General features: G+C 60.5%; 14 protein-coding genes. 10 read left to right on the top strand and 4 right to left on the bottom strand.

Annotated features, from left to right (window positions below):
• The first annotated feature begins 170 nt into the window (after window positions 1-170).
• The 10 genes from M5G20_RS00495 (at window position 171) to M5G20_RS00450 (ending at window position 9,516) form a co-directional block, all read left to right on the top strand.
• On the top strand, window positions 171-425 hold the full coding sequence (locus tag M5G20_RS00495) for a type II toxin-antitoxin system Phd/YefM family antitoxin (RefSeq protein WP_075946118.1): 255 nt from the start codon (window positions 171-173) through the stop codon (window positions 423-425).
• Window positions 425-835 (top strand): type II toxin-antitoxin system VapC family toxin, encoded by a 411-nt coding sequence (locus M5G20_RS00490; protein ID WP_273917429.1) that lies wholly within the window; start codon window positions 425-427, stop codon window positions 833-835. The genes M5G20_RS00495 and M5G20_RS00490 overlap by 1 nt, the downstream gene beginning before the upstream one ends.
• Before the next feature lie 203 nt (window positions 836-1,038).
• Window positions 1,039-2,454: a cytochrome c oxidase accessory protein CcoG gene (gene ccoG, locus M5G20_RS00485; RefSeq protein ID WP_273917428.1), complete on the top strand. Its 1,416-nt coding sequence runs from the start codon at window positions 1,039-1,041 to the stop codon at window positions 2,452-2,454.
• Window positions 2,455-2,465: 11 nt separating this feature from the next.
• Entirely contained in the window at window positions 2,466-3,005 is a 540-nt protein-coding gene (locus tag M5G20_RS00480; protein WP_273917427.1) for a FixH family protein, read from the top strand.
• Window positions 3,006-3,170: 165 nt separating this feature from the next.
• Entirely contained in the window at window positions 3,171-5,621 is a 2,451-nt protein-coding gene (locus M5G20_RS00475) for a heavy metal translocating P-type ATPase (RefSeq protein ID WP_273917426.1), read from the top strand.
• A gap of 22 nt (window positions 5,622-5,643) precedes the next feature.
• Entirely contained in the window at window positions 5,644-5,862 is a 219-nt protein-coding gene (gene ccoS / locus M5G20_RS00470) for a cbb3-type cytochrome oxidase assembly protein CcoS (protein WP_217872923.1), read from the top strand.
• On the top strand, window positions 5,855-6,538 hold the full coding sequence (locus M5G20_RS00465; RefSeq protein WP_150733260.1) for a sulfite exporter TauE/SafE family protein: 684 nt from the start codon (window positions 5,855-5,857) through the stop codon (window positions 6,536-6,538). Before ccoS ends, M5G20_RS00465 begins: the two co-directional genes overlap by 8 nt.
• A 140-nt stretch (window positions 6,539-6,678) precedes the next feature.
• Window positions 6,679-8,061, top strand: a complete 1,383-nt coding sequence (hemN, locus tag M5G20_RS00460; RefSeq protein WP_273918055.1) for an oxygen-independent coproporphyrinogen III oxidase — start codon at window positions 6,679-6,681, stop codon at window positions 8,059-8,061.
• A 92-nt stretch (window positions 8,062-8,153) separates the two neighbouring features.
• Complete coding sequence (gene fnr / locus M5G20_RS00455) at window positions 8,154-8,888, top strand: fumarate/nitrate reduction transcriptional regulator Fnr (RefSeq protein WP_150733259.1); 735 nt, start codon at window positions 8,154-8,156, stop codon at window positions 8,886-8,888.
• 79 nt (window positions 8,889-8,967) lie between these two features.
• Entirely contained in the window at window positions 8,968-9,516 is a 549-nt protein-coding gene (locus M5G20_RS00450) for an adenine phosphoribosyltransferase (protein WP_273917425.1), read from the top strand.
• Between the two features lie 208 nt (window positions 9,517-9,724).
• Here M5G20_RS00450 and M5G20_RS00445 read toward each other — a convergent pair whose 3' ends face one another.
• The 4 genes from M5G20_RS00445 to M5G20_RS00430 all read right to left on the bottom strand — a co-directional run bounded on the left by M5G20_RS00445 (window position 9,725) and on the right by M5G20_RS00430 (window position 13,297).
• Complete coding sequence (locus M5G20_RS00445; RefSeq protein WP_273917424.1) at window positions 9,725-10,873, bottom strand: acyl-CoA dehydrogenase family protein; 1,149 nt, start codon at window positions 10,871-10,873, stop codon at window positions 9,725-9,727.
• Window positions 10,874-11,054: 181 nt separating this feature from the next.
• A complete protein-coding gene (recR, locus tag M5G20_RS00440) occupies window positions 11,055-11,657 on the bottom strand; it encodes a recombination mediator RecR (RefSeq protein WP_150701074.1) in 603 nt (200 codons plus the stop codon).
• 75 nt (window positions 11,658-11,732) lie between these two features.
• Window positions 11,733-12,770 (bottom strand): NADP-dependent oxidoreductase, encoded by a 1,038-nt coding sequence (locus M5G20_RS00435; protein ID WP_273917423.1) that lies wholly within the window; start codon window positions 12,768-12,770, stop codon window positions 11,733-11,735.
• Between the two features lie 188 nt (window positions 12,771-12,958).
• Window positions 12,959-13,297, bottom strand: coding sequence for a YbaB/EbfC family nucleoid-associated protein (locus M5G20_RS00430; RefSeq protein WP_056856987.1), 339 nt, complete (start codon window positions 13,295-13,297; stop codon window positions 12,959-12,961).
• Window positions 13,298-13,315: the final 18 nt, after the last annotated feature.

Raw genomic sequence — 13,315 nt, 5'->3', positions numbered from 1 at the left:
GAATTAATCCAAAACAAAGGTTTGGAAAAACAGCTTCGATAATGGATGTTTCCTAAAAACCCCGTTCAGCTCGAAATAACCGCTGGTCGAGCGCGCTCACCACGATATTGCGAGATACCGATACAGGTAGTAACGTTGCTACATATGTGTTTTCAGGAGGGCCCAACAGGATGGCCATCACCACCATTTCCAGCCGTGAATTCAACCAGGACACAAGTGGTGCCAAAAAAGCCACGCGTCAGGGGCCGGTTTTCATCACCGACCGAGGCAAACCGGCCCATGTGCTGCTAAGCATTGAGGAGTACCAAAAACTCACGGGCATCAACGCCGACATCGTCGAGCTCCTGGTCATGCCGGAAGCGGCAGACATCGAGTTCGAAACCGAGCGCGCCGTGATCACTCATCGCCCTGTGGATTTGTCTTGATGTACCTGCTCGACACCAACGTGATTTCCGAGCTCCGCAAACCCCAGGCAGACGCGAACGTCGTCGCCTGGGCCAAAAGCATCATCGCTCCACGCATGTTCATTTCAGCCATTACCTTGAAGGAACTGGAGACGGGAGTGCTGCGCATGGAGCGCCGCGACCCCGCCCAAGGCAAAGTGTTGCGCACCTGGCTCAAGCATCATGTCCTTCCGGCGTTCGATGCCCGTATCCTGCCGATCGATGCTGCCGTGGCCCTTCGCTGTGCCGGCTTGCATGTTCCGGATCGAGCCAACGAAGCCGATGCATTGATTGCAGCCACTGCACTGGTACATGGTTTGACGGTCGTCACTCGCAACATCGACGATTTTCAAGCCAGTGGCGTGCCGCTGATTAACCCATGGGCCGATTGAGCGTTCCCCTCACAAAAGCGTCCATAATTCACAAGTCAATTGATTCAAGTCATTACACCATCGTTTAATTTCTCCCAACGTGACCAAAGGTCGCACCCTTGGGCTAGAGCGACAGGCGTATCATTGCGCCACTGCAATGCCCCTTTTGACCTCGTTTGGCACGTACTGACCGAGGCATTTTTCCACTGCCGTGGGATGCAATGATGAGCAACCAGATTCCGGTACACGACGTCACTCCACCCACCAAGAACGCGAACAACAGCGTTGACCTCTACGCCTCTCGAGAAAAGATCTACACCCGGGCGTTCACCGGCCTGTTCCGCAACCTGCGGATGGCGGGCGGTGCCGCGCTATTTCTGTTGTATTTCGGCACGGTCTGGCTGAACTGGGGTGGTCATCAGGCCGTCTGGTGGAACCTGCCCGAACGCAAATTCTTCATATTCGGCGCCACCTTCTGGCCTCAGGACTTCATCCTGCTGTCCGGCATGTTGATCATCGCCGCGTTCGGCCTGTTCTTTATCACGGTGTATGCCGGTCGGGTCTGGTGCGGCTATACCTGCCCGCAAAGCGTGTGGACCTGGATCTTCATGTGGTGTGAAAAGGTCACTGAGGGCGACCGCAACCAACGCATCAAACTGGACAAGGCGCCCATGAGCGCCAACAAGTTCCTGCGCAAATTCAGCAAACACACGATGTGGCTGCTGATTGGCTTTGTGACCGGCATGACCTTCGTCGGCTACTTCTCGCCGATCCGCGAACTGGTGATCGAATTCTTCACTGGCGAAGCCGATGGCTGGTCGTACTTCTGGGTCGGCTTCTTTACCCTCGCCACCTACGGCAACGCCGGCTGGCTGCGTGAGCAAGTCTGCATCTACATGTGCCCGTACGCGCGGTTCCAGAGCGTCATGTTCGACAAGGACACCCTGATCGTTTCCTACGACCCGCGCCGTGGCGAAGGCCGTGGTCCGCGCAAGAAAGGTGTCGACTACAAGGCCCAGGGCCTGGGTGACTGCATCGACTGCACCATGTGCGTCCAGGTTTGCCCGACCGGCATCGACATCCGCGACGGCCTGCAAATCGAATGCATCGGTTGCGCCGCGTGCATCGATGCCTGCGACGCCATCATGGACAAAATGGAATACCCGCGCGGCTTGATCAGCTACACCACCGAACACAACCTGTCCGGGCAGAAAACCCATAAACTGCGTCCGCGCCTGATCGGCTATGCCGTGGTGCTGCTGGCGATGATCAGTTTGCTGGTGACCGCGTTCTTCATGCGCTCGCTGGTAGGTTTCGATGTCAGCAAGGACCGTGTGCTGTACCGCGAGAACGCCGAAGGCCGGATCGAAAACGTCTACAGCCTGAAGATCATGAACAAGGATCAGCGCGACCACACTTATGTGCTGGAAGCCACTGGCCTGCCGGATCTCAAGCTGCAAGGCCGACGCGAAATCAAGGTCGCGGCCGGCGACATCATCAGCCAGCCGGCCGAGTTGTCCGTGGCGCCGGAACACCTGCCATCGAGCACCAACGAGGTGAAATTCATCCTCAAGGATGCCGATGACGCCAGTATTCAAGTTGAAGCCAAGAGCCGATTCATCGGCCCACAAATTCGTTGAGAGAAGTGATCATGCCCGCAGCAACTGCCGCAAGTCCCTGGTACAAGCACCTTTGGCCGTGGATCATCATCGGGATTCTGGCCTGCTCGGTGACCCTGACCCTGTCCATGGTGACCATCGCGGTGAACAACCCGGACAACCTGGTCAACGACAACTATTACGAAGCCGGCAAAGGCATCAACCGCTCCCTCGACCGCGAATTGTTGGCGCAAACCCTGCTGTTGCGCGCCAGCGTGCACCTGGATGACGTGACCGGCGAAGTCGACCTGCGCTTGAGCGGCAACAGCCAGCCCAAGACCCTTGAGCTGAACCTGATCTCGCCAACCCAGCCGGAAAAAGACCGCAAGATCGTCCTCACCCGCAGCGAAACAGAACAGGGCCGCTACATCGGCCAGTTGAGCGACAAGATCGACGGTCGCCGGTTTGTCGAATTACTGGGTACTCAGGACGACCATATCTGGCGCATGTTCGAAGAAGAACTGGTCAGCCATGACAAGGACCTGCTGCTCGGTGATGAACCCCTGCAGGGCGCGGAAGACTTGAAAAAGTAACAAACCATCGAATGTGGCGAGGGAGCTTGCTCCCGCTGGGGGGCGAAGCCCCCCTGAAATCTGCAACTCGGTTCCTTCAGGTACAGCGAGTCCGCAGCACGACGACTGCTTCGCAGCCGAGCGGGAGCAAGCCCCCTCGCCACAAAGGCTTTCATGGCTACAGAAATGACCACTCCACTCCCCTGCTACCACTGCGCCCTGCCCGTCCCACCTGGCAGCCGCTTCACCGCCGTTGTGCTCGGGCAATCCCGCGAATTCTGCTGCCCGGGTTGCCAGGCCGTGGCCGAGGCGATCGTCGCCGGCGGGCTGGAAAGCTACTACCAGCATCGCAGCGAAGCCTCGGCCAACCCTGAAGCCTTGCCAGTGCAATTGGTGGACGAACTGGCGTTGTATGACCGTGCCGATGTGCAGCGACCCTTCGTGCGCCACGAAGGCGAACTCGCCGAAACCACATTGCTGATCGAAGGCATCAGCTGCGCTGCCTGCGGCTGGCTGATCGAGAAACACCTGCGCACATTGCCCGGCGTGGAAGAAGCCCGTCTGAACCTGTCCAATCATCGCCTGCACGTGCGCTGGGCCGACGCACAATTGCCGCTGAGCAAACTACTCAGCGAACTGCGCCACATCGGCTACGTCGCCCATCCTTATCAGGCCGACCGTGCCAGCGAGCAACTGGCCAGTGAGAATCGCCTGGCCCTGCGCCAACTCGGCGTCGCCGGGCTACTGTGGTTTCAGGCGATGATGGCAACCATGGCCACCTGGCCTGAATTCAACATCGACCTCAGCCCCGAACTGCACACGATCCTGCGCTGGGTCGCGCTGTTTCTCACCACCCCCATCGTCTTCTACAGCTGCGCGCCATTCTTCAAAGGTGCCATGCGCGACCTGCGCACCCGCCATCTGACCATGGACGTATCCGTGTCGCTGGCGATTGGCAGCGCCTACATCGCCGGGATCTGGACCTCGATCACCGGCGTCGGCGAACTGTATTTCGACGCGGTCGGCATGTTTGCGCTGTTCCTGCTGGCTGGACGCTATCTTGAGCGTCGCGCCCGCGAACGCACGGCCGCTGCCACCGCGCAACTGGTCAATTTGCTGCCTGCCTCGTGTTTGCGGCTAAGCGCCGACGGCCAGAGCGAGCGGATCCTGCTGAGTGAACTGCGGGTGGGCGATCAAGTGCTGGTGCACCCGGGCGCGGTCCTCCCGGCGGATGGCAGGATCCTCGATGGCCAATCGAGTATCGACGAGTCGCTATTGACCGGCGAATACCTGCCGCAGGCGCGTACCCCGGGCGATACGGTGACTGCGGGCACCCTCAACGTTGAAGGCGCGCTGACCGTCGAAGTCCAGGCGCTCGGCCAGGACACCCGACTCTCGGCCATCGTGCGCCTGCTCGATCGTGCCCAAGCGGAAAAACCGCGTCTGGCGGAAATTGCCGACCGCGCCGCTCAGTGGTTCCTGTTGCTGTCGCTGATCGCTGCGGCCGCCATCGGCCTGCTGTGGTGGGAGCTGGATTCGTCGCGGGCGTTCTGGATTGTGCTGGCAATGCTGGTGGCGACCTGCCCTTGCGCCCTGTCCCTGGCCACGCCAACCGCCCTCACCGCCGCGACCGGCACCCTGCACAAACTCGGCTTACTGCTGACGCGCGGCCATGTTCTGGAAGGCTTGAACCAGATTGACACGGTGATTTTCGACAAGACTGGCACGCTCACCGAAGGGCGTCTGGCGCTGCGCTTGATTCGCCCGCTCGGCGACCTCGGTAGCGACGAGTGCCTGGCGTTGGCCGCCGCGCTGGAAAACCGCTCCGAACACCCGATCGCCCGTGCCTTTGGCCGCGCACCGTTGGCGGCTGAAGAAGTACACAGCACGCCGGGGCTTGGCCTGGAAGGTGTGGTTGGCGATCAACGCTTGCGTATCGGTCACCCCGGTTTTGTCTGCGAGCTCAGCGGCGCTGATGTGCCCGTGATGCCAGACGAAGCCGGCCAATGGTTATTGCTCGGCAACCGCCACGGGCCGTTGGCCTGGTTTGTCCTCGATGACCGCCTGCGCGCTGATGCCACCGCGTTGCTCCAGGCCTGCAAGGCCCGCGGCTGGCATACCTTGCTGCTGTCCGGCGACAGCTCGCCGATGGTTGCCAGCGTGGCTGCCGAACTCGGTATTGATGAAGCCCGGGGCGGCTTGCGTCCGGACGACAAACTGCAAGTGCTGCAACAGTTGCACAAAGAAGGACGCAAAGTGCTGATGCTCGGCGACGGCGTCAACGACGTACCGGTGCTGGCAGCGGCAGACATCAGCGTCGCCATGGGCTCGGCCACCGACCTGGCGAAAACCAGCGCCGACGCGGTGCTGCTGTCCAACCGTCTCGATGCTTTGGTGCAAGCGTTCAGCCTGGCGCGGCGCACCCGTCGGGTAATCATCGAGAACCTGTTGTGGGCCGGGTTGTACAATGGCCTCATGTTGCCGTTCGCTGCCCTCGGCTGGATCACTCCGGTGTGGGCCGCCGTCGGCATGTCGATCAGTTCGTTGACCGTGGTGCTCAATGCGCTCCGCCTCACCCGCCTGCCGGGTGTGCAAAGTGCTTACGCCACGCCAGAAACCCGCCCGCTGCCGGCCTGAGCCGCGCGGGCATGGAGTCCAGATGCCAGCTCTCTACGTGATGATCCCGGCCGCCCTGCTGATCGTGGCCATCGCTGTCTACATTTTCTTCTGGGCGGTCGACAGCGGTCAGTACGACGACCTCGACGGCCCGGCCCACAGCATCCTGTTCGATGACCAGGACCCGAACCACACCGCGGCCGTCGACGAAGCCAGCGGCCATTCGGCCAAACCCGACGACAAGGCCCCGCCCCATGCTTGAATTGGCGCCACTGCTGGTGTCTGCGCTGATTCTCGGTCTGCTCGGTGGCGGTCATTGCCTGGGCATGTGCGGCGGCCTGATGGGCGCGTTGACCCTGGCGATCCCCAAGGAACAACGCAGTCGGCGTTTTCGCCTGCTGCTGGCCTACAACCTTGGGCGAATTCTCAGCTACGCCACCGCAGGACTGTTGATCGGCCTGGCCGGCTGGGCGGTGGCCAACAGTCCGGCGGCGATGTTCATGCGCGTGCTCGCCGGGCTGCTGCTGATTGCGATGGGTTTGTACCTGGCTGGCTGGTGGAGCGGCCTGACGCGCATCGAAAGCCTCGGGCGCGGCCTCTGGCGGCATATCCAACCGGTTGCCAACAAACTGCTGCCGGTGTCGAGCCTGCCCCGTGCGCTGTTGCTGGGCGCGCTCTGGGGCTGGTTGCCCTGCGGCCTGGTTTACAGCACCTTGCTGTGGTCGGCCAGCCAGGGCAATGCGCTGGACAGTGCGCTGCTGATGCTGGCGTTCGGGTTGGGAACCTGGCCGGTTTTGCTCGCCACGGGATTAGCCGCCGAGCGGGTGACCGCAGTTCTGCGTAAACGCAGCGTGCGCATGGCGGGCGGGATGCTGGTGATGCTGTTCGGAATCTGGACGCTGCCAGGGCCACATCAGCATTGGTTGATGGGCCACTGAACTGTGGCGAGGGCGCTTGCTCCGTCGCCACAAAAACCGATCACCACCACCTTTTACCCTTGACGCAAATCAAGATGCCCCGCCGCCCCGCCCCCTAGACTGGCCGACACAGCCAGCCTATCCGGGGGAACGCCCGCATGATGCTCGACGCCATTCGTTGGGACACCAATCTGATCCGCCGTTATGACCTGGCGGGACCGCGCTACACTTCCTATCCGACCGCCGTGCAATTCAACAGCCAGATCGGCACGTTCGACCTGTTCCATGCCCTGCGCGACAGCCGCAAGGCGCTACGCCCATTGTCGCTGTATGTGCACGTACCGTTCTGCGCAAACATTTGCTACTACTGCGCCTGCAACAAGGTCATCACCAAGGATCGAGGCCGGGCCCTGCCTTACTTGCAGCGCCTGGAACAGGAAATCGCGTTGATCGCCTGTCACCTCGACCCCGCGCAAAAAGTCGAGCAACTGCACTTCGGTGGCGGCACCCCAACGTTTCTCAGCCATGACGAGCTGCGTCAGTTGATGGCGCACCTGCGCAAACATTTCAACCTGCTCGACGACGATTCGGGCGACTACGGCATCGAAATCGATCCGCGCGAGGCCGATTGGTCGACCATGGGGCTGCTGCGCGAACTGGGTTTCAATCGGGTCAGCATCGGCCTGCAAGACCTCGACCCCGCCGTGCAGCGCGCGGTCAATCGCCTGCAAAGCCTGGAGGAAACCCGTGCAGTGATCGACGCCGCGCGGACCCTGCAGTTTCGCTCGATCAACATCGACCTGATCTACGGTTTGCCGAAACAAACCCCGGAAAACTTCGCCCGCACGGTCGAAGAAGTCATCAGCCTGCAACCGGACCGGCTCTCGGTCTTCAACTATGCGCACCTGCCGGAACGCTTCATGCCGCAGCGGCGGATCAACAGCGACGAACTTCCGACGCCAGCGCAAAAACTGGAAATGCTCCAGCGCACCATCGAGCAACTGACCGCCGCCGGTTACCGCTATATCGGCATGGACCACTTCGCCCTGCCCGACGATGAACTGGCGATTGCCCAGGAAGAATCGACTCTGCAGCGTAATTTCCAGGGCTACACCACCCATGGGCATTGCGACTTGATTGGCCTGGGCGTGTCGGCGATCAGTCAGATCGGTGACTTGTACTGCCAAAACAGCAGCGACCTCAATCACTATCAGAACACCTTGGCCACGGCGCAACTGGCCACCAGCCGTGGCCTGCTGTGCAACGCCGAAGATCGCCTGCGTCGCGCCGTGATCCAACAACTGATCTGCCATTTCAGCCTGGAATTCGATGAGATCGAACGAGCGTTCAACATCGATTTTCAGGGTTATTTCGGTGAGCTCTGGCCACAACTGCAAGCCATGGCCGAGGACGGGTTAATCGAGCTCGACAGCGACAGGATCAACGTATTGCCCGCCGGGCGCTTGCTGGTGCGCTCGGTGTGCATGGTGTTCGATGCGTACCTGGAACAACACGGTCGTCAGCGGTTTTCCAGAGTGATCTGACCGCTGCGACAAAACCGCCACGCACTGGCCTCAATGTCCTTGGGTGGGTTACCCTTACGTCTTATGTGTGTTTTCCCACAAGGATTGAAGAAATGTCCGAGCCAGTAAAAATGCGTGCTCATAACCAGGCCCATTGCAAGGATTGTAGCCTGGCCCCGCTGTGCCTGCCGCTTTCGCTGAATCTGGAAGATATGGATGCATTGGACGAAATCGTCAAACGTGGGCGCCCACTGAAAAAAGGTGAGTACCTGTTCCGCCAGGGCGACACGTTCGACTCGGTCTACGCGGTTCGCTCCGGCGCGCTCAAGACCTTCAACCTCAGCGATGCCGGCGAAGAACAGCTCACCGGTTTCCACTTGCCGAGCGAACTGGTTGGCCTGTCGGGCATGGACACCGAAAAACACCCGGTGTCGGCACAGGCGCTGGAAACCACTTCGGTGTGTGAAATCCCCTTCGAGCGTCTCGACGAACTGGCCCTGCAACTGCCGCAACTGCGCCGTCAGTTGATGCGAGTGATGAGTCGCGAGATCCGCGACGATCAACAAATGATGCTGTTGCTGTCGAAAAAAACCGCCGACGAGCGTATCGCCACGTTCCTGGTTAATCTGTCGGCACGTTTCCGCGCCCGGGGTTTCTCGGCCAACCAGTTCCGTCTGAGCATGTCGCGCAACGAAATCGGCAACTACCTGGGCCTGGCGGTGGAAACCGTGTCACGGGTGTTCACGCGCTTCCAGCAGAACGAACTGATCGCCGCCGAGGGCAAGGAAATCCGCATCCTCGACCCGATCCAGCTCTGTGCTCTGGCCGGCGGCTCACTGGAAAGCTGAAACAAGCCGTTGCGGCTGAGCGAAACGGTTCAGCCGCCGTTATACTGCGTCGTTTGCAGCCCTGCCAGGACAACCGACGATGGTCTTCGACTCCTTCGACATCAAATCCCTCATCCGCCCTGTGATCGACTTTCCCAAGCCGGGCGTGATCTTTCGTGACATCACCCCGCTGTTCCAGTCGCCCACGGCGCTGCGCCTGGTAATGGACCGTTTCGCCCACCGTTACGTCGAGGCCGACTTCACTCACATTGGCGCGATGGATGCCCGTGGATTCCTGATCGGTTCGGTACTGGCCTATCAGTTAAACAAGCCGCTGGTGCTGTTCCGCAAGCAAGGCAAACTGCCAGCGGACGTGTTGGCCGAGGGTTACGCGACCGAATACGGCGAAGCATTCCTCGAAGTGCACGCCGACAGCTTGTGCGAAGGCGATTCGGTGGTGATGTTCGATGACCTGATCGCCACGGGCGGTACGTTGATCGCTGCAGCGAATCTGATTCGGCGCATGGGTGCGCGGGTGCATGAAGCGGCGGCGATCATTGATTTGCCGGAGCTGGGTGGTTCGCAGCGCCTGCAAGATATGGGGATCCCGACGTTTTGCCTGACGCAGTTTGCCCTTACCGATAAGTAATTCAGCGCCTGTAGTGACGCCATCGCTGGCAAGCCAGCTCCCACAAGGTTCTTTGTCATGCACTGGATGGGTGTGCGATGCAGATCTCTGTAGGAGCTGGCTTGCCAGCTCCCACAGGGTTCTTTGTCATGCACTGGATGGGTGTACGACGCAGATCTCTGTAGGAGCTGGCTTGCCAGCGATGGCGTCAGTCGTTACACCGCAAGCCTCATAGCCCCATCTGCTTGCTGATAATCTCGTTCATCACTTCCCGCGTCCCCCCGCCGATCGACAGAATCCGGTTATCCCGATACAACCGTTCCACCAGACTTTCGCGCATATACCCCAACCCGCCCAGAATCTGCACCGCATCGGTAGTGATTCGGTCCGCCGTGTCGGTGGCAAAGTTCTTGGCCATGGAAATCTCCTTGATCACGCTCTGCCCCGCCGCCATTTTTGCCGCCTGGCGATAAGTGAACTCCCGTGAAACCTCAAGTTGCGTAGCCATCTCGGCGAGGCGATGCTTGATCACCTGGAATTTACCGATCGGTTTGCCAAAAGCCTCTCGCGCCCGTGCCCATTTCAGGCTTTCCTCGAGCGCCAGTTGCGCGGTCATATTGGCCATCAGGGCCAACGCCAGGCGTTCGCTCTGGAAGTTGCCCATGATGCAGGCGAAGCCCATATTCTCTGCGCCGATCAAGTTACCTACAGGAATCCGGCAATCATCGAAGAACAATTCAGCCGTGTCCGACGCCCACCAGCCCATTTTCTTCAGCTGCCGCCCCACCGTGAAACCCGGTGTGCCCTTCTCGATCAGCATCAGGCTGATGCCGGCAAAACCCGGCGCACCGGTGCGCACGGCAACGGTGTAGTAATCGGCACGGACGCCGCTGGTGATGAAGGTTTTGCTGCCGCTGACCCGGTAAACATCCCCCTCACGTACGGCGCGGGTTTGCAGGTTGGCGACGTCGGAACCGCCGCCGGGCTCAGTGATGGCCAAGGCACTGATCTTTTCCCCGGCCAGTACCTGCGGCACCACTCGGTCACGGACCTCCGGCCTGGCCCACTTCAGTAACGGCGGCAGGCCAATGTCCAGCGAGCCGAGCCCTGCCACGAGGCCGCCCGAGCCACAGCGCATCAGCTCCTCGCTGGCAGCGACCTTGGCGAACAGATCACCCTCGTGGCTGCCACCGTAGCGTTCCGGATAGCCGATGCCGAGAATCCCGGCCGTGCCGGCCTTCAGGTAGAGCTCACGGGGAAAGCTTTCGGCTTCTTCCCACTGGTCGATGTCCGGAAGAATCTCGCGCTCGACGAAACGTCTGACGCTGTCGCGGACCATTTGGTGGCTGGGGTCGAAGTATTCCTGAAAGGCAGACATCGGCGAACTCCACTGAAGGGTTCAGCGAAGTTAACCGAGCGCTTGCTTGGTTTTCAACAGGATTGTGTGCATCTGGAGGACCGAGGTGCCAGCATCGCCAGCACGCCGGCTCCTACAGGTTCAGCGCAATCCCTGTGGGAGCAGGCTTGCCCGCGATGGCATCAACTCAAACGACACATAATTACAAGCTGATCGGCTTACGCCCTGCAAACGAATGCGCCAGCGTTCCGCCATCCACCAACTCCAGCTCGCCTCCCAACGGTACGCCGTGGGCGATACGCGAGGCGATCAGGCCTTTGCTGCTGAGCAACTGCGCGATGTAGTGAGCCGTGGCCTCGCCTTCCACCGTTGGGTTGGTCGCAAGAATGACTTCGGTAAAGCTGCCCGCCTCTTCGATCCGCGCCATCAATTGCGGAATGCCGATGGCTTCCGGCCCCAGGCCATCAAGGGGCGACAGATGCCCCTTGAGTACGAAGTAGCGGCCACGGAAACCCGTCTGCTCCACAGCGTAGACATCCATCGGCCCTTCCACGACGCACAGCAGCGTGTCATCGCGGCGGGTATCGGCGCATTGCGGGCACAGATCGTCTTCGGTCAGCGTGCGGCACAAACGGCAGTGACCGACCCCTTCCATGGCCTGGCTCAGGGCCAGCGCCAGGCGCGAGCCGCCGCTGCGATCACGCTCGAGCAACTGCAACGCCATGCGCTGGGCGGTTTTCTGACCCACGCCTGGCAAAATTCGCAGGGCGTCGATCAGTTGGCGAATCAAAGGGCTGAAGCTCATGAGGAAAAAGTCCGACAAAACAACGAGACGCGGTTTATACCCGCGCCTCCGTTTAGCGTCAAATGACGTCGCCAATTACTCGCTCTGCCCGACGCGCACCACCAGTTTGCCGAAGTTACGACCTTCCAGCAGACCGATGAACGCTTGCGGTGCGTTCTCCAGGCCATCGACCACGTCTTCACGGAATTTCACCTTGCCATCACGCACCCACGGCGCCATCGCACTGATGAATTCCGGCTGGCGATCACCGTAGTCATCGAACACGATAAAACCCTGAATCCGTACACGCTTGGTCAGCAGCGTGCGCTGCAACAGCGGCAAGCGATCCGGCCCGCTGGGCGCTTCGCTGGCGTTGTACGAGGCAATCAGGCCGCACAACGGGATCCGCGCCTTGGGATTGAGTAACGGCACCACGGCGTCGAACACTTTGCCGCCGACGTTTTCGTAGTAGATATCGATGCCTTTGGGGCAGGCCTGGGCCAGTTCGTCGGCGAAACTCGCACTCTTGTGGTCGACGCAGGCATCGAAGCCCAACTCTTCCACCACGTAGCGACATTTATCCGCACCACCCGCCACGCCGACCACACGCAGGCCCTTGATCTTCGCCACTTGGCCGACCACCGAACCCACCGCGCCAGAGGCCGCCGCGACCACCAGGGTTTCACCGGATTCCGGCTGGCCGATATCCATCAAGCCCATATAGGCCGTCATTCCCGGCATGCCCAGTACGCCCAAGGCCATGGATGGACTCGGCAAACCTTTAGGGACCGGAATAATGCCGCGACCGTCGTTGATGCTGTGGCTTTGCCATCCTGTGACACCTACCACCAGGTCGCCTTCCTGAAACCTGGGGTTGAGCGAACGCTCGACACGGCTGACAGCGCCACCGGTCATCACGTCGCCGATTTCCACCGGAGCGGCGTAGGACGGAGCATCGCTCATGCGCCCGCGCATGTACGGGTCCAGCGACAGATAGAGGGTCTTGAGCAGCACCTGACCGTCGGCAAGATCGGGCAGTGCGACCCGCTCCAGACGGAAATTTTCCGGCGTCGGCGCGCCGACCGGACGTGAAACCAGGACGATGCGTTGGTTGAGGGTCATGGGGTCGGACATGTCAGCGTCTCCTTTGATCAATGGGTTGGGTGATATAGGGAGCAGACCTTTGTGGCGGTGGTGGGTTCGATGATTCAGCAGCTGTACCGAGTCGACGCCATCAGACAGCCTGTACCAACAGCCACAAACAAAAATGCCAGGCGCGATGCCTGGCATTTTTTGTAGCTCATCTGTCACCCAAAGGCGAATCAGAATGGCAGTTTCATGCCCGGCGGCAGTTGCATGCCTGCGGTCATGCCGGACATTTTGTCCTGGCTGTTGGCTTCGATCTTGCGCACGGCGTCGTTGACGGCGGCGGCAAACACTGCCTCCAGCATCTCGCGATCGTCTTCGCTCAGGCCTTCGACCATGCTTGGGTCGATGGTCACGCGCTTGACGTCATGACGACCGGTCATGACCACAGTGACCATATCGCCACCGGCTTTACCGGTGACTTCAGCGTTGGCCAGCTCTTCCTGCATCTTGGCCATTTTTTCCTGCATCTGCTGCGCCTGCTTCATCAGGCCGGCCATGCCACCTTTCATCATGGGAATCACCTCAAAAGT

The sequence above is a fragment of the Pseudomonas sp. TNT2022 ID1044 genome, from assembly GCF_028656895.1.
Classification (GTDB): domain Bacteria; phylum Pseudomonadota; class Gammaproteobacteria; order Pseudomonadales; family Pseudomonadaceae; genus Aquipseudomonas; species Aquipseudomonas reinekei.
The sequence above is the reverse complement of the archived record's forward strand: the minus strand, read 5'-3'. Positions and strand labels throughout refer to the sequence as shown.

Coding starts and splice junctions, on each gene's coding strand:
- M5G20_RS00465 (WP_150733260.1), top strand. CDS start 5,855: ATGCTTGAATTGGCGCCACTGCTGGTGTCTGCGCTGATTCTCGGTCTG.
- M5G20_RS00430 (WP_056856987.1), bottom strand. CDS start 13,297: ATGATGAAAGGTGGCATGGCCGGCCTGATGAAGCAGGCGCAGCAGATG.
- ccoS (WP_217872923.1), top strand. CDS start 5,644: ATGCCAGCTCTCTACGTGATGATCCCGGCCGCCCTGCTGATCGTGGCC.
- M5G20_RS00495 (WP_075946118.1), top strand. CDS start 171: ATGGCCATCACCACCATTTCCAGCCGTGAATTCAACCAGGACACAAGT.
- M5G20_RS00450 (WP_273917425.1), top strand. CDS start 8,968: ATGGTCTTCGACTCCTTCGACATCAAATCCCTCATCCGCCCTGTGATC.
- recR (WP_150701074.1), bottom strand. CDS start 11,657: ATGAGCTTCAGCCCTTTGATTCGCCAACTGATCGACGCCCTGCGAATT.
- M5G20_RS00445 (WP_273917424.1), bottom strand. CDS start 10,873: ATGTCTGCCTTTCAGGAATACTTCGACCCCAGCCACCAAATGGTCCGC.
- M5G20_RS00435 (WP_273917423.1), bottom strand. CDS start 12,770: ATGTCCGACCCCATGACCCTCAACCAACGCATCGTCCTGGTTTCACGT.
- M5G20_RS00490 (WP_273917429.1), top strand. CDS start 425: ATGTACCTGCTCGACACCAACGTGATTTCCGAGCTCCGCAAACCCCAG.
- ccoG (WP_273917428.1), top strand. CDS start 1,039: ATGAGCAACCAGATTCCGGTACACGACGTCACTCCACCCACCAAGAAC.
- hemN (WP_273918055.1), top strand. CDS start 6,679: ATGCTCGACGCCATTCGTTGGGACACCAATCTGATCCGCCGTTATGAC.
- fnr (WP_150733259.1), top strand. CDS start 8,154: ATGTCCGAGCCAGTAAAAATGCGTGCTCATAACCAGGCCCATTGCAAG.
- M5G20_RS00475 (WP_273917426.1), top strand. CDS start 3,171: ATGACCACTCCACTCCCCTGCTACCACTGCGCCCTGCCCGTCCCACCT.
- M5G20_RS00480 (WP_273917427.1), top strand. CDS start 2,466: ATGCCCGCAGCAACTGCCGCAAGTCCCTGGTACAAGCACCTTTGGCCG.